Raw genomic sequence first — 13,868 nt, forward strand, 5'->3', positions numbered from 1 at the left:
TCACTCTAATTGCGCGGGAAGCTACTCCGTAAGATCGCTGCTTGTCACCCCGGCGGTCCTTGCATCGCTCCTATCGTTCCATTCTTTGGCTATTCACGAAGAGACCTGTCCCGCCTCCCAGCCGAGGATGGCGCGTTTGCGGGTCAGGCCCCAATGGTAGCCGGTGAGCGCACCGGACTTGCCGAGAGCCCGGTGGCACGGCACGACGAAGGACATCGGATTGGCGCCGACCGCGGCACCGACAGCCCGGCTGGCGCTCGGTGCGCCGATGCGCGCGGCGATCGAGGAATAGGTGCAGGCCTGGCCCATCGGAATACGCAGCAAGGCTTCCCAGACGCGGACCTGGAAGTCGGTGCCGATCATGACGACGCGCAGCGGCTGGTCGGCGCGCCACAGCGTCGGATCGAAAATACGCGCGGCATAGGGCGCCGTTGCAGCCATGTCCTCGACATAGCTAGCGTTCGGCCAGCGGCTGGACATGTCGGCAAAGGCCGCACGCTCGCCGCCCGGGTCGTTGAAGGCGAGGCCGGCGAGGCCGCGGTCAGTCACCATGATCAGGGCGATGCCGAAAGGCGAGATATGGTAGCCGTAGCGGATGGTGAGCCCGGCGCCGCGCGTCTTGTAATCGCCCGGCGACATCGCTTCGTGGGTGACGAACAGATCATGCAGCCGGCCTGGACCGGACATGCCGAGCTCGAACGAGGTTTCAAGCAGCGGCATGCCGGCATCCAGCAGTTTGCGCGCATGATCGAGGGTGACGGCCTGCAGAAAAGCCTTGGGCGATAGGCCGGCCCAGCGGGTGAACAGCTTCTGCAGCCCGGTCGGCGTCTCGCCGACCTCCTCGGCCAGCACTTCCAGCGAAGGCTGGTCGCGATAGTCGAGGCTGATCTTTTCGATGGCACGACGGACGATTTCGTAGTCACCGCCTTCAGGCGTGATGTCTTTCTGAAGGATTGCTGTCGTTTTGAGAGGCATTTGGGCGTTCATGGCAGTATCTCCTTGCGTGCGAATATCGTCCTTCGCGGCGGCGATCACCACCCGAAACTTGCTTTCCCGCAGCATGTACCCAGATAGAGCTGGCTTTGAATGGGGAGGACGGTCGTGGCTGGTGAAAAAGTAAACCTGACCGGGGCAAAGGAGACTTTGCTTTTGACACTTTACGGCAAGGCGCTGGAGAGCCGGCTGCCCAATTCGCTGCTCCGGGACTACTTTGCCGACGAGGCGGTGCGCAACATCGATTATGATTTCTCACGGCTCAAGGTCGACAACAATCTCGGCATCGGTCTAGCAATCAGGGCAAAGACGCTGGACGTCTGCGTTCAGGACTTTCTCGCCCGAAATCCTGACGCCATCGTGCTGCATCTGGGGTGTGGGCTCGACACGCGCATATTCCGTATCGACCCGCCAGCCGGCGTGGACTGGTTCGACGTCGACTATCCCGAAGTCATCGACCTCAGGCGCAGGCTCTATCCCGTGCGGGATCGCTACCACCTGATCGCTTCGTCGCTCACCGAACCTGGATGGCTGGACGAAGTACCTCGGGATCGCCCGGCCATAGTCGTGGCGGAAGGCCTGACTCCCTACCTGGCCGCCAAGGAGGGGCAGCAACTGTTTTCTCGTTTGGTGGGACATCTTTCGAGCGGCGAACTGGTTTTCGATGCCTATAGTCGCCTGGGCCTGAAGATCATTCGCCTCAATTCCTCCTTCCGCGCCACCGGCGCCGAAGTCCATTGGAGCATTGAGAACCCGCATGAATTGGAGCGAGCCGTTCCGAAGCTGCGGTTCATCGAGGACATCCCTGCCTATAAGCCGGAACATGCCGCTCGCATGCGCTGGCTCGCGAAACTGTTTGTTCGCCTTTGGAAATACATTCCGGCATTGCGCAAGATCGGCAGGCTGTTGCGCTATCGGTTCTGAAACGCTGGCTCAGCGCGCCTTGGCGGTCGCCAGAGCGCGCGAAAATGCGGTGGCAAAACTCTCGCGGTCGTCGGGGTTGAGAAAGGCGCCGATCGAGACGGTTTTTCCTTGCGCCTCGACCGCCATTCTGGTGATGCCGATCTCGGCGTGGCGGGCGATCGAAAAGCGTGCCCAGAACGGATTGAAGCGGTGTGATTCCGATTTGCCCGACGGGGCAGTCTTGCGGATATCGAGGCTGGTGCGCGACACCGACACCTCCTCGCGAGCCCGGGCGGCGCGATAATTGGCACGGAAGGCGATATAGACGGCGATCACGTCGAGGCCGAAGAAGCCGAACACCGGCCAGGCGCCGCGCGACAGAAAAAACGCTCCGGTCACCAGCCACCCGAACAGCAGTGCGCCCATCAGGATGGCAAAGCCGGTCTTGCCCAGCGACCGGTGCGGTGTCAGCAGCGCCTGGAAGAATGGCTCGTCGGCCTGAAATGAGGCGTTTGTGTCGCTCATTGGGGAATATTATAGGAAGGCAATGACAAGCCCCAAGCCCAAAAACTCTTCCGCGCCCAAAAAAGACCTGCTGCCCGGCCGCCGCGATGGCTCGAACGCCAAGCCGCGTCCGCGGCCGGCGAGATCGCGGGCGCTTTACAGCCCGGCCGAGGTGCATGAGATTTTTCGCCGTTTTTCCGTTCAGCGGCCGGAGCCGAGAGGCGAACTCGAACATATCAACCCCTTCACGCTGCTGGTGGCAGTGGTGCTTTCGGCTCAGGCGACGGACGCCGGCGTCAACAAGGCGACGCGGGCGCTGTTCAAAATTGCCGACACGCCGCAAAAGATGCTGGCGCTGGGCGAGGCCAAGCTCGGCGACCATATCCGCACCATCGGGCTATGGCGCAACAAGGCCAAGAACGTCATCGCGCTGTCCGAGGCGCTGATCCGTGACCACGGCGGCGAGGTGCCTGAGGATCGCGATCAACTGGTCGAGCTGCCGGGTGTCGGCCGCAAGACCGCAAATGTCGTGCTCAACGTCGCCTTCGGCCAGCACACGATGGCAGTCGACACGCACATCTTCCGCATCGGTAACAGGCTCGGCCTGGCGCCGGGCAAGACGCCGGAACAGGTAGAGCAAGGTTTCCTGAAGATCATTCCGGATGAATATATCCGGCATGCGCATCATTGGCTGATCCTGCACGGCCGCTATGTCTGCAAGGCACGCAAGCCGGATTGCCCGGCCTGCGTCATCGCCGATATCTGCAAGGCCAAGGAAAAGACGACCAGCGTGCCTGCACCACTCGTCGAGATCGCGCCGCTCGGGCCAGTGGAAGCAGCTCAGGACCAAGCAGCGGCAACCACTGCCAGCTAAGCTGGAATCTAAAGTTCCTGTTATGCGGCGACATCCATGTTCAGGAACTCTCCCCGACGAACACCTCTTCGCGCTTCTTCTTGACCGCGGGGAGAAAGACGATGACGAGCACGGCGAGCGCGATGAGGAGCAGGCTGGCGCTGATCGGCCGCGTCACGAAGGTGCTTGGGTCGCCGCGCGAGAGGATCATGGCGCGGCGCAGGTTTTCCTCAAGCAGCGGGCCGAGCACGAAGCCGAGCAGCAGCGGCGCAGGTTCGCAGCGCAGCTTGGTCAGGATGTAGCCAAGCAAGCCGAAGAAGGCGACGGCATAGAGGTCGTAGACATTGGTGTTGACGCTGTAAACGCCGATCGAGCAGAACGCCATGATGATCGGGAAGAGCACGTAGTAGGGGATGGTAAGGAGTTTCACCCAAAGCCCGATCAGCGGCAGGTTCAAGACAATCAACATCAGATTGCCGATCCACATCGAGGTGATGATCCCCCAAAACAGCGCGGGCTGTTCGATGGCGACATTGGGGCCGGGCACGATGCCCTGGATGATCATCGCGCCGATCATCAACGCCATTACCGGGTTGGCCGGAATACCGAGCGTCAGCATTGGGATGAAGGAGGTTTGGGCGCCGGCATTGTTGGCCGATTCCGGTCCGGCGACGCCTTCGATGGCGCCCTTGCCGAATTCCCCCGGGTTTTTCGAGACGCGCTTTTCGATGGTGTAGGACGCAAAGGCGGCAAGGATCGCGCCGCCTCCGGGCAGGATACCGAGCGCCGAACCGATGATCGTTCCGCGCACGATGGGAGCCGCCATGCGCCGAAAATCTTCTTTACTCGGCATAAGGCCGGAGATACTTCGGATCAGCACGGAACGCTCATGCTCGTTTTCGAGGTTGCGCAATATCTCGGCGACGCCGAAGACGCCGACCGCCACCGCGACGAAATTCAGCCCGTCGGCGTATTCGCGGATGCCGAGCGTGAAGCGGGGCGTACCGGTGTAAATATCGGTGCCGACAAGTCCCAGCAGCAGGCCGAGCACGACCATGGCCAGTGCCTTGACGACCGAGCCGTGGGCGAGCGCGACGGACGAGACCAGGCCGACGATCATCAGCGAAAAATACTCGGCAGCGCCGAATCTCAGCGCTATCGCCGTCAGCGGTGGGGCGAAGATGGCAACGAGGAAGGTCGACACCGTGCCGGCAAAGAACGAGCCTATTGCGGCGGTCGCCAGAGCTGCTCCGGCGCGGCCGTTCCTGGCCATCTGATAGCCGTCGATTGCGGTGACGGCCGACGAGGATTCGCCGGGCATGTTGATGAGAATGGCGGTGGTCGAGCCGCCATACTGCGCGCCGTAATAGATACCGGCGAGCATGATGAGAGAGGAAACCGGGTCGCCGATCTGGAAGGTGATCGGCAACAGCATGGCGATGGTTGCGGTGGCACCGATGCCGGGCAGGACGCCAATTAGCGTGCCGAGAAGGACGCCGATCAGGCAGAAACCGAGATTTGCCAAAGATGTGGCTGTCGAAAAGCCGAGTGCGAGATTGTTGAGGAGTTCCATTTCATCTCCTCACAACGACAGTGGCAACCACGGGCCGAAACGCCGGAACGGCAGGCCGAGTGCGTAGCTGAAGACGATGAATGCGAACAGCGTCAGGCCGGTCGACAGCACGAGTGCGGTCAGCGGCCTCATGCGGCCGCTACCGAACGATGCGATCAGCGCCGTCAGGAAGATCGACGGGATGAAGCCGAGGCCGCGCACCGTCAGGCCGAAGAAGATCGGAGCAGGCAGGATAAACAGCATGCCGCGCCACGCAATGTAACCGATCGGCTCGCTCTCGAAACGCACCGCTTGGACAAGGATGGCGGCGCCAAGCAGGATCAGCACGATCGCCAGCACGAGCGGGAAATAGCCCGGCCCCATGCGAAAGGCGGTGCCGATTTCGAGGCCCAGCGACTGCAGCGCGAAAAAGGCGCCAATAAAGACCAACAGCGCGGCGCATATGCCGTTGGTCCTGTCGATTGCGAAAGGTTTCATTGCGTCCTCCCGGCTCGCCTCATGGGCGTGCCGATGCCGGTGTAAAAAAACGGGGCGCTGATGGCGCCCCGTTAGAACCTTTAGTCGGCGTACTGGCCGGCCGCTTCGATGATCGGCTTCCAGCGCGCGATCTCACTTTCCAGCTTGGCTTTGAGCGCGGCCGGCGTAGCATCGGCCTCCGGCGACGGCTTGGTGCCGAGTTCGGCAAATCGGGCGACGACATTCTGGTCCTTCAGCGCCACCTGCAGCGATTTCGAAAGGCGTTCGGTGATCTCGGCCGGTGTGCCCTTGGGGGCATAGATTCCGTGCCAGATGCCGACCTGCACCTGGGGAAGGCCGGCTTCTATCGTCGTCGGCACGTCCGGCAGCACATCGAGGCGTTGTGGCGAGGTTACGGCATAGGCCTTGATAGTGCCGCCCTGAATCTGCTTGGTGGTATTGGTCGTCTGGTCGCACATGATATCGACCTGGCCGCCGAGAAGATCGGTCATGGCCGGGCCGGTGCCCTTGTAGGGTACGGTGACCAGCGGCGTGCCGATGGCGCTCATGAACAGCATGCCGCACAGATGCGAGGCGGCACCGATCCCGGCATTGGCAACGGTGATGCTGTCCTTGTTGGCCTTGGCATAGTCGACCAGCCCCTTCAGATCGGTCGGCTCGAGATCCTTGCGGCCGACGATGGTCATCGGCACCTCGGTGACGAGGCCGACATATTCGAAGCCGTTCAGCGTGTCGTAGGCGAGCTTTCTATAGAGCGTGGCACTTGTCGCCATGCCTATGTGATGAAGGAGCAGCGTGTAGCCGTCAGGCTCGGCATTTGCGACGCGGCCGGCGCCGAGCGTGCCGCCGGCGCCGCCGACATTCTCGACGATGACCTGCTGGCCGAGGTCTTTCGACATAGCTTCCGCGACAAGACGCGCGACGGTGTCGGTCGGGCCACCGGCCGAAAACGGCACGACAATGGTGATGGTGCGTTCGGGGTAGGTCTGCGCGCCAGCCGCCGACGGATAAAGCATGGCGGCCGCAGCGACAGCCAGCGCGGCGATGAGTTTTCGCATCGTGTTTCCTCCCAGGATATGATTGCCAACCGCTGCGCGGGTTCCTCCAAAACGACTGTAGATGGAGCAATAACTAGCGCAACCCGACAAATGACAATCGCGCTCAAACGGCAAACTGCACGTTTCTCTGCGCAAATGAGTGGGAAGGTTGGGCCGTGCAATGCCCTTCCTCCAACCTATTCTAGTAGCCGTAGCCGCGCGCCATCGCCGCCGCGAACACCGGGATCAATAGGAAGATCGATGCTTCGGTGCGGACATAGGTGCGAACGGACGCTAGCTCCGCCGCAGGAACCTGGAAGCCGGGACTGACGCTCGCCTGCCTGTTCCAGGACAGGAAACGGATGGTCGGGATAATCGACAACAGGCCGACAATGGCGAAAGCGGCCATCTTTGCCCAGAACACCCAATTGTAGACGTAGAATTCCCAGCCTTTCAGACCATAGACGACGCGGCCGATGCCAACGACGATGATCAGCATGGCAATGATGCCGTAGTGGCGGTCGATGCCGACGAGCCGCTTCAGCGTCGCGGCGGACAAGTCGCTGCGGATCAGGACGAATTCGGCGCCGATGATGCCTGCCAACGAAAACACCAGCAGATGATGGAAGATGGCAAGCACAAGGTCGGTGGTGTCCATGCTGTATTCCCTCCGTCGGACGGCAGCGCCGAAACCCAACGCGCCTGAACCAATACCGGAGAAAAACTAACACCGCCTGGCAGGATTCACATCAGCCTGGAAGATGATCTACACAGCCTTGGCTCTTGTTTTTCAGAACGGATTTGGATTCCCGTCTCGTGCGTGTCGCTGTCCCCCTTTTGGAAGACATGCATCAGGCACCGGCAACACAACCGAGACATGACCATGGCCAGTCCGCATACAATTGTCGCCCCAGTGCTTGAGACCCCGCGCACGGTCCTGCGGCCGCACCGGCTTGACGATTTCGACGCCTATGTCGCTATGTGGGCCGATCCCGTCGTCACCCGCTTTATCGGCGGCAAGCCGCGCACGCGGGAGGAAAGCTGGATGCGCTTCCTACGCCACGCCGGCCTGTGGTCGCTTCTGGGCTACGGCTTCTGGGCGATCGAGGATAAGGCGACCGGCTGCTTCATCGGCGAGGCCGGCTTTCACGATCTGAAACGCGACATGACGCCGTCGATCGAGGGCATTCCGGAGACCGGCTGGGCTCTGGCTTCGGGCGCGCATGGCCACGGGTTGGCCAGCGAAGTCGTCGCACGGGTGCTTGCCTGGGGCGACGAAACGTTCGGCGCCGCCAAGACCGTCTGCATCATCGATCCGGAGAACACCGGATCGCTAAACGTCGCGGCAAAATGTGGTTATGGCGAAGTGCTGCGAACCGTCTACCAAGGCAAACCGACCATCCTGCTGGAGCGGCAGCCCTGACGGGCGCCGTCTGGCCTCTGCCTGCCACGTGGTCCGGCGTCAAGTTCGCCTGCCTGAAGATCGCACAGGCCGATTGTGCCGCATGCGGCGTGTTCTGTCTTTGACAGGAGGACGCAAACTCTGCATGAATTTTATCGAGCGGGTCTGAAATCAGGCCACGTTTCTGGCAGGCACCGGAGGAGGTGTCCCGATTTGGAGGAATCCCATGCTGAACAGACGCCGATTCTTGATGAGCACCGCGGCAGCAGGTGCTGCCGGACTCGCGGCATCGCATTTTATCCCCGCCTTCGCGCAGGACGCGCCGCAGCTGCAGATTTTCGTGCCCGCGGCGCCGGGCGGCGGCTGGGACCAGACGGCGCGCGCCATGGACCAGGTGCTGCGCAGTGAAAAACTGATTTCCGGCTCGCAGATTACCAATGTCGGCGGCGCCGGCGGTACTGTCGGCCTGCCGCAATTCGTCAACCAGTGGAAGGGCAAGGGCAATGCGCTGATGGTGGCCGGCATGGTCATGGTAGGCGCCATCATCGCCAACAAGGCGGCCAACGACCTTACCGAGGTCACGCCGATCGCCCGCCTCACCGGCGAGTTCGAGGCGCTTGTGGTGCCGGCCGCCTCGCCGTTCAAGACGGCCGCGGACTTTGTCGCTGCTCTCAAGGCTGACCCGACGCAGGTTCCGGTTGCTGGCGGTTCGGCCGGCGGCTCGGACCATATATTGTTCGGCCTCATCGCCAAGACCGTTGGTGTTCCGGCCACCAATCTTTCCTATGTGCCGTTCGCCGGCGGCGGCGAGGCGCTTTCGGCGCTGCTCGGCAACCAGGTCGCGGCCGGCATCTCCGGCTATGGCGAGTTCGCCGAACAGGTCAAGGCGGGTGCGCTGCGGCTGCTGGCCATCTCCGCGGACAAACGCCAGGAGGGGATCGATGCGCCGACGATGAAGGAAGCAGGCATCGATGTCGAGCTGTTCAACTGGCGTGGCGTCTTCGCACCGCCCGGCGTCTCGGACGCCGACAAGGCAGCAATGATCAAGCTGATCGAGACCATGGCCAAGAGCGACGCCTGGGCCACCGAATGCAAGAACCGCAACTGGACGCAGATCCTGCTCACCGGTGACGATTATGCGAAATTCGTCGCAGAAGACACGGCCCGCATCGGGACGATCCTCAAGGACCTCGGTCTGGCGTGATGCTCTCGGCAAGGGGTGGCAGCCTACGCCAACCCTTGCCGACTTTCGCCAGCCGCATGGACATACGCCACGCCGGAGGTGAAACTACGCCAAGATCGGCCGAGTGAGACCGGTCCAAGGAGAACCGGCCCCAAGGGACCGACATTGGGAGGACGATGATGAGCACCAGCGACCAGCCGGCGCCGCCGCGCCTTGCAGTGCCCGAACTGCTGATTGGCGTCGGGCTCCTCGCCTGTGCGGGTGCGGTTGCCTGGCAGACGCTAGCAATCCCGGTGTCGCCGCTCTATTCCAAGGTCGGTCCGACCGTCTTTCCCTACATCACCATGACCGGCATGGTGATCCTGTCGCTGCTGCTCATCATTGCCGCCTTGCGGGGCGGCTGGCAGCCGGAGGACGAAAAGGCGACGCCGACCGACTGGAAGGCGATGGGCATCGTCGCCCTCGGACTGATCGCCAACCTCGTGCTGATCCAGCCGCTCGGCTTTACCGCGGCATCTGTCATCATGTTCGTTCTCATCTGCCACGGTTTCGGCAGCCGGCGTCCGGTGCGTGACGTGCTGCTCGGGCTGATCCTGGCGCTGGCCGCCTATTTCGGCTTTGCCAGGGCGCTCGGCGTCAATATCGGCGCCGGCTTCATCGAAAACCAGCTGAACGCGATCGTCGATTCGCTCGTCACCATGCTGAGGGGCTGACGCCATGGAAACGCTCGGCCATCTCGCGCACGGATTTTCGGTCGCCTTCTCGCCGATCAATCTCATATGGTGCCTGGTCGGCACCACGCTTGGGACTGCGATCGGCGTGCTGCCCGGCCTCGGACCGGCACTGACCATAGCGCTGCTGTTGCCGATCACCTATCAGGTGGCGCCGGAGGCATCCTTCATCCTGTTTGCCGGTATCTATTACGGCGCCATGTATGGCGGCTCGACGACATCGATCCTGCTCAACACGCCTGGCGAAAGCGCCACCATCGTCACCGCGCTCGAGGGCAACAGGATGGCCCGCTCCGGCCGTGGCGGTGCGGCCCTGGCGACCTCGGCGATTGGTTCCTTCGTCGCCGGCACGCTGGGCACGATCGGCGTTGCCTTTCTGGCGCCGATCGTCGTCAAATTTGCGCTGGCCTTCGGCCCGGCCGAATATTTCTCGCTGATGGTGCTGGCCTTCATCACGGTTTCGGCGGTGCTCGGCTCGTCGTCGGTACGCGGCCTGACCAGCCTGTTCGCCGGCTTCGTCGTCGGCATGATAGGCGTCGACCTGCAGACGGGGCAGCCGCGCTTCACCTTCGGCATGAGCGAATTGCTCGACGGCGTCGACGTCATCGTCGTCGCCGTTGGCCTGTTCGCCGTTGGCGAGACGCTTTACATGGCCTCGCGCCGCTATGCCGGCAAGGACGACATCGTGCCGTTGAAAGGGTCGCTTTACATGACCGCGGCTGAATGGTCGCGCTCGTGGAGGCCATGGCTGCGCGGCTCCCTGATCGGCTTCCCGATCGGCGCCATGCCGGCCGGCGGTGCCGAAATCCCGACCTTCCTCTCCTATGCCATCGAGAAGAAACTCTCCAGACACAAGGACGAGTTCGGCACCGTCGGTGCCATCGAGGGCGTTGCCGGACCGGAAGCGGCCAACAATGCATCCGCGGCCGGCGTGCTGGTGCCGATGCTGACGCTCGGCCTGCCGACCTCGGCGACGGCCGCAATCATGCTGTCGGCATTCCAGAGCTACGGCATCAATCCGGGGCCGCTGCTGCTGACGACGCAGGCCGACCTGGTGTGGGGGCTGATCGCCAGCCTGTTCATCGCCAACGTCATCCTCGTCGTCCTTAACCTGCCGCTGATCGGGCTTTGGGTGCGATTGCTGAAGATCCCGGCGCCGCAGCTCTATGCCGGCATCCTGGTGTTCGCCACGGTCGGCACCTACGGCATCTCGCAATCGCCGATCGACCTCGTCATCCTCTATCTGCTCGGTGCCGCCGGTTTCCTGATGCGGCGTTTCGATTTTCCGACCGCGCCGGTTATCATCGGCATGATTCTCGGGCCGCTTGCCGAAACGCAATTCCGCCGCGCGATGACCATCTCCAACGGCGATTGGACGGTGTTCTACAAGCATCCGCTGTCGCTGACGCTGCTGACGCTGGCCTTCATCGGGCTGGTGGGACCGCATATCTGGGCCTACATCGAGCACAGACGCATGCGTGGACCGGAGCACGTGCCGGGCGATGCCTGAGCTGTTCGTGACGTTATGACAGACCTGCTTTGCGGCATCCGCATTCTTGACCTGACCAATGTGCTGGCCGGCCCCTATTGCGCCTACCAGCTGGCGTTGCTCGGGGCCGACGTCATCAAGGTCGAGACGCCGCAAGGCGGCGATCTGGCGCGCCAGCTCGGCGCCTCTCCGGAGCTCAACCGGGCGGGCATGGGCGCTTCGTTCCTGGCGCAGAATGCCGGAAAACGCTCGGTGGCGCTCGATCTCAAGCAGCAGGCCGACCGCGAACGCTTCCTCGATCTGGTCGCTTCGGCCGACGCGCTGGTCGAGAATTTCCGCCCCGGCGTAATGGACCGGCTGGAGCTTGGCCATGCCAGGCTGAAAGAGGTCCGGCCAAGCCTTGTCTATTGTGCGATATCGGGCTTCGGCCAGACCGGGCCGATGCGCGACAATCCAGCCTACGACCAGATCATCCAGGGTCTTTCCGGGATTATGAGCATCACCGGTACACCGGAAACGGCGCCGCTGCGTGTCGGTTATCCGGTCGCCGATACGCTTGGCGGGCTGGTCGGGGCCTTCGCCATTGCCGCCGCATTGGTCAAGCAGAAGACGACGGGCGAGGGCGCGTTCCTCGACGTCTCGATGCTCGAATGCACGCTTTCTGCGCTCGGCTGGCCGGTGTCGAACTATCTGACGGCGGACGTCGAGCCGCAGCCGATGGGCAATGAAAACATGACGGCCGCACCCTCTGGCGCGTTTCGCACCGGCGACGGCTTGCTCAACATCGCAGCCAACAAGCAGGAGCAGTTCGTCACACTGTGCCGGTTGATCGGTCGGCCGGAGTTGGCGTCGGATGTCCGCTTTGCCGAGCGAGAAACGCGCAAGCAGAACCGCATCGCATTGAAAGCGCTGATCGAGGATGCCTTGGCGAGCGACTCGGCCGCCGCCTGGGAGGAGACGTTCAATCGCGCCGGCGTGCCGGCAGGCCGGGTGCTGACAATCCCGCAGATACTGCAGGAGCGACAGGTGATCGAGCGCGGCATGACGGCGCGCTTCCCGGCTGTGTCCGGGATGGACCAGCCGCTGACCGTGGTGCGCGGCGGCTTCATGGTCGATGGCGAGGCACCTTTGCCGAGCAGGCCGCCGCCGGGGCTGGGCGAGCATATGGACGAGGTTTTTGCCGGCCTGCCGCCGCGTGCCAGGAAAAGAGCGAAGGCATGAGCGGAACGCAAAACAAGACTGGTCGCGCACGCGGCGAGGAATGGTGGCAGACCGGCATCATCGAGATGCGACCCGGCGTCATCCGGCTGCGCGGCTATGAGATCCAGGATCTGATCGGCCGCGTCAGTTTTCCGGCAATGATCTGGCTGATGCTGCGCGGCGAACTGCCGAGCGAGGAGCAGGCGGCGCTGCTTGGCATCGCGCTGGGTGCTGCCGTCGACCATGGGCCGCAGGCGCCGTCGATCGCCATCGCCCGTATGGCGATCACCTGCGGCGTCGCCATCAACAGTGCCATGGCATCAGCCGTCAACGTGCTTGGCGATGTGCATGGGGGCGCCGGCGAACAGGCGCTTTCCTTCTACGGAGACATCGCTGCCGAACTGGACGCCGGCATGCCGCTTGCGGACGCCGTGTCGGCGCGGCTCGATCGTTTCCTTGCCGGGGAAAACGGCTATGTGCCCGGGCTCGGCCATCGTTTCCATCCGGTCGACCCGCGGGCGCCCCGCCTCATCGAGCTAACCCGCGACTTTGCCGCGCGCGGCATCGTCAGCGGGCGCTTCGCCGACATCGCCGAGGCGATCGAGGCCGAGGTAGCGCGGCGCAAGGGCAAAAAAATCCCGCTCAATATCGACGGCGCCACGGCCGTCATCTACGGCGAGCTCGGCTTCCCGCCGCCGCTGACGCGCGGCCTTTTCGTGCTGTCGCGCTCGGTCGGCATCCTCGCACATGCGTGGGAACAGTCGCAGGAAAGCGATCGCAACAAGGGGCCGCTGCCGCGCGAATGGCTGTGGGCCTATACCGGCACGCCGGTGCGGTCTTTGCCCGAGGGCGACGGCGGCAAGTGAAATTTCGATTCAAGTGACGGCGGCAGGCGCTGTGGCCAATTCCATCCCGATCCAGTCGTGATAGCCTCGATCCTTTATTGAGCGTGATCTTTTCCGAAAGCCGGATTCTTTTTTTTGGAACTATACTCCAGCTTGGGAATCCTGACGTTCCTCACCAGCGTCGAGAGATCCGGCTCGTCGATGAGCACCGCCGCGTCGGCCGGCGCCAGCCACGCACGCTGACGCCTCTTGGATTCTTCCCAGTCGGCAAGTTCCTCGGATACCTCCAGCAAATAGACGACGACGTCGACACGGACGAAGCGGTTCGCCAGCCGCTTCCAGTAGCAATAGGTGCCGGCCGGCTGTTTCAGTGTCTTGCCCAGAACGCCGGCTTCTTCCTGTGCTTCGATGGTGGCCGCCTTGCGGCCGCTCTTGCCCTTCATTGGCCAGCCCTTCGGCACAATAAAGCGCCTTGTCGTTCGCGATGTAACCAGCATCACCTCGACGTCGCCATGCTCGTTCAGCCGAAACGGAATCGCCGCGACCTGGCGAATCCGGTCGCCCTTCCTTGCCTTGCGTACGACCTTCTTCTTGCTGGCTGCCATTCGATAATCCAGTCGAGGCGGTGCCCAAACGGCAAGGGCAGCGTTGCAAAGTCGGCCGCTTTCAATGGGGCGC

At 62.9% G+C, this 13,868-nt stretch carries 15 protein-coding genes; 8 read left to right on the top strand and 7 right to left on the bottom strand.

Annotation, left to right across the window (positions count from 1 at the left end):
* Positions 1 to 93: 93 nt before the first annotated feature.
* On the bottom strand, positions 94 to 987 hold the full coding sequence (locus NMG46_RS06220) for a methylated-DNA--[protein]-cysteine S-methyltransferase (RefSeq protein ID WP_254816823.1): 894 nt from the start codon (positions 985 to 987) through the stop codon (positions 94 to 96).
* 114 nt (positions 988 to 1,101) lie between these two features.
* On the opposite strand from NMG46_RS06220, the gene NMG46_RS06225 reads away from it, so the two are divergent.
* Entirely contained in the window at positions 1,102 to 1,917 is an 816-nt protein-coding gene (locus NMG46_RS06225) for a class I SAM-dependent methyltransferase (protein WP_254816824.1), read from the top strand.
* 9 nt (positions 1,918 to 1,926) lie between these two features.
* Here the strand turns inward: NMG46_RS06225 and NMG46_RS06230 are convergent, their stop codons facing one another.
* Positions 1,927 to 2,421, bottom strand: a complete 495-nt coding sequence (locus tag NMG46_RS06230; RefSeq protein ID WP_254816825.1) for a DUF2244 domain-containing protein — start codon at positions 2,419 to 2,421, stop codon at positions 1,927 to 1,929.
* 22 nt (positions 2,422 to 2,443) lie between these two features.
* Here NMG46_RS06230 and nth point away from each other — a divergent pair, with 22 nt between their 5' ends.
* A complete protein-coding gene (gene nth / locus NMG46_RS06235; protein ID WP_254816826.1) occupies positions 2,444 to 3,274 on the top strand; it encodes an endonuclease III in 831 nt (276 codons plus the stop codon).
* Positions 3,275 to 3,314: 40 nt separating this feature from the next.
* On the opposite strand, the gene NMG46_RS06240 is transcribed toward nth, so the two are convergent.
* The 4 genes from NMG46_RS06240 to NMG46_RS06255 form a co-directional block, all read right to left on the bottom strand.
* Positions 3,315 to 4,826: a tripartite tricarboxylate transporter permease gene (locus NMG46_RS06240; RefSeq protein WP_254816827.1), complete on the bottom strand. Its 1,512-nt coding sequence runs from the start codon at positions 4,824 to 4,826 to the stop codon at positions 3,315 to 3,317.
* A 9-nt stretch (positions 4,827 to 4,835) separates the two neighbouring features.
* The gene (locus tag NMG46_RS06245) at positions 4,836 to 5,303 is read right to left on the bottom strand and encodes a tripartite tricarboxylate transporter TctB family protein (RefSeq protein WP_254816828.1); all 468 of its coding nucleotides are present in this window, start codon (positions 5,301 to 5,303) and stop codon (positions 4,836 to 4,838) included.
* A gap of 80 nt (positions 5,304 to 5,383) precedes the next feature.
* The gene (locus tag NMG46_RS06250; RefSeq protein WP_254816829.1) at positions 5,384 to 6,361 is read right to left on the bottom strand and encodes a tripartite tricarboxylate transporter substrate-binding protein; all 978 of its coding nucleotides are present in this window, start codon (positions 6,359 to 6,361) and stop codon (positions 5,384 to 5,386) included.
* Positions 6,362 to 6,542: 181 nt separating this feature from the next.
* Positions 6,543 to 6,998, bottom strand: coding sequence for a DUF2214 family protein (locus tag NMG46_RS06255; protein ID WP_254816830.1), 456 nt, complete (start codon positions 6,996 to 6,998; stop codon positions 6,543 to 6,545).
* Positions 6,999 to 7,223: 225 nt separating this feature from the next.
* Between NMG46_RS06255 and NMG46_RS06260 the strand changes: the two genes are divergently transcribed.
* The 6 genes from NMG46_RS06260 to NMG46_RS06285 all read left to right on the top strand — a co-directional run bounded on the left by NMG46_RS06260 (position 7,224) and on the right by NMG46_RS06285 (position 13,211).
* The gene (locus NMG46_RS06260) at positions 7,224 to 7,763 is read left to right on the top strand and encodes a GNAT family N-acetyltransferase (RefSeq protein ID WP_254816831.1); all 540 of its coding nucleotides are present in this window, start codon (positions 7,224 to 7,226) and stop codon (positions 7,761 to 7,763) included.
* Positions 7,764 to 7,968: 205 nt separating this feature from the next.
* Positions 7,969 to 8,946, top strand: coding sequence for a tripartite tricarboxylate transporter substrate binding protein (locus NMG46_RS06265; RefSeq protein ID WP_254816832.1), 978 nt, complete (start codon positions 7,969 to 7,971; stop codon positions 8,944 to 8,946).
* 158 nt (positions 8,947 to 9,104) lie between these two features.
* Complete coding sequence (locus tag NMG46_RS06270; RefSeq protein ID WP_254816833.1) at positions 9,105 to 9,638, top strand: tripartite tricarboxylate transporter TctB family protein; 534 nt, start codon at positions 9,105 to 9,107, stop codon at positions 9,636 to 9,638.
* A gap of 4 nt (positions 9,639 to 9,642) precedes the next feature.
* Positions 9,643 to 11,166 carry a tripartite tricarboxylate transporter permease gene (locus tag NMG46_RS06275; protein WP_254816834.1) on the top strand — a complete coding sequence of 508 codons (1,524 nt, stop codon included), beginning with the start codon at positions 9,643 to 9,645 and terminating at the stop codon, positions 11,164 to 11,166.
* A gap of 15 nt (positions 11,167 to 11,181) precedes the next feature.
* A complete protein-coding gene (locus NMG46_RS06280; RefSeq protein WP_254816835.1) occupies positions 11,182 to 12,366 on the top strand; it encodes a CaiB/BaiF CoA-transferase family protein in 1,185 nt (394 codons plus the stop codon).
* Positions 12,363 to 13,211 carry a citryl-CoA lyase gene (locus tag NMG46_RS06285; protein ID WP_254816836.1) on the top strand — a complete coding sequence of 283 codons (849 nt, stop codon included), beginning with the start codon at positions 12,363 to 12,365 and terminating at the stop codon, positions 13,209 to 13,211. The genes NMG46_RS06280 and NMG46_RS06285 overlap by 4 nt, the downstream gene beginning before the upstream one ends.
* 74 nt (positions 13,212 to 13,285) lie before the next feature.
* On the opposite strand, the gene NMG46_RS06290 is transcribed toward NMG46_RS06285, so the two are convergent.
* Complete coding sequence (locus NMG46_RS06290) at positions 13,286 to 13,795, bottom strand: NUDIX hydrolase (RefSeq protein WP_254816837.1); 510 nt, start codon at positions 13,793 to 13,795, stop codon at positions 13,286 to 13,288.
* Positions 13,796 to 13,868: the final 73 nt, after the last annotated feature.

Origin of the sequence: Mesorhizobium sp. LMG 17147, from assembly GCF_024297145.1 — a bacterium.
Lineage (GTDB): Bacteria > Pseudomonadota > Alphaproteobacteria > Rhizobiales > Rhizobiaceae > Mesorhizobium.

What these genes read in the sequence shown, in the direction of transcription:
- NMG46_RS06275 (WP_254816834.1), top strand. Translation starts at nt 9,643, where the DNA reads ATGGAAACGCTCGGCCATCTCGCGCACGGATTTTCGGTCGCCTTCTCG.
- NMG46_RS06245 (WP_254816828.1), bottom strand. Translation starts at nt 5,303, where the DNA reads ATGAAACCTTTCGCAATCGACAGGACCAACGGCATATGCGCCGCGCTG.
- NMG46_RS06265 (WP_254816832.1), top strand. Translation starts at nt 7,969, where the DNA reads ATGCTGAACAGACGCCGATTCTTGATGAGCACCGCGGCAGCAGGTGCT.
- NMG46_RS06260 (WP_254816831.1), top strand. Translation starts at nt 7,224, where the DNA reads ATGGCCAGTCCGCATACAATTGTCGCCCCAGTGCTTGAGACCCCGCGC.
- NMG46_RS06230 (WP_254816825.1), bottom strand. Translation starts at nt 2,421, where the DNA reads ATGAGCGACACAAACGCCTCATTTCAGGCCGACGAGCCATTCTTCCAG.
- NMG46_RS06290 (WP_254816837.1), bottom strand. Translation starts at nt 13,795, where the DNA reads ATGGCAGCCAGCAAGAAGAAGGTCGTACGCAAGGCAAGGAAGGGCGAC.
- NMG46_RS06280 (WP_254816835.1), top strand. Translation starts at nt 11,182, where the DNA reads ATGACAGACCTGCTTTGCGGCATCCGCATTCTTGACCTGACCAATGTG.
- nth (WP_254816826.1), top strand. Translation starts at nt 2,444, where the DNA reads ATGACAAGCCCCAAGCCCAAAAACTCTTCCGCGCCCAAAAAAGACCTG.
- NMG46_RS06285 (WP_254816836.1), top strand. Translation starts at nt 12,363, where the DNA reads ATGAGCGGAACGCAAAACAAGACTGGTCGCGCACGCGGCGAGGAATGG.
- NMG46_RS06270 (WP_254816833.1), top strand. Translation starts at nt 9,105, where the DNA reads ATGAGCACCAGCGACCAGCCGGCGCCGCCGCGCCTTGCAGTGCCCGAA.
- NMG46_RS06250 (WP_254816829.1), bottom strand. Translation starts at nt 6,361, where the DNA reads ATGCGAAAACTCATCGCCGCGCTGGCTGTCGCTGCGGCCGCCATGCTT.
- NMG46_RS06220 (WP_254816823.1), bottom strand. Translation starts at nt 987, where the DNA reads ATGAACGCCCAAATGCCTCTCAAAACGACAGCAATCCTTCAGAAAGAC.
- NMG46_RS06240 (WP_254816827.1), bottom strand. Translation starts at nt 4,826, where the DNA reads ATGGAACTCCTCAACAATCTCGCACTCGGCTTTTCGACAGCCACATCT.
- NMG46_RS06255 (WP_254816830.1), bottom strand. Translation starts at nt 6,998, where the DNA reads ATGGACACCACCGACCTTGTGCTTGCCATCTTCCATCATCTGCTGGTG.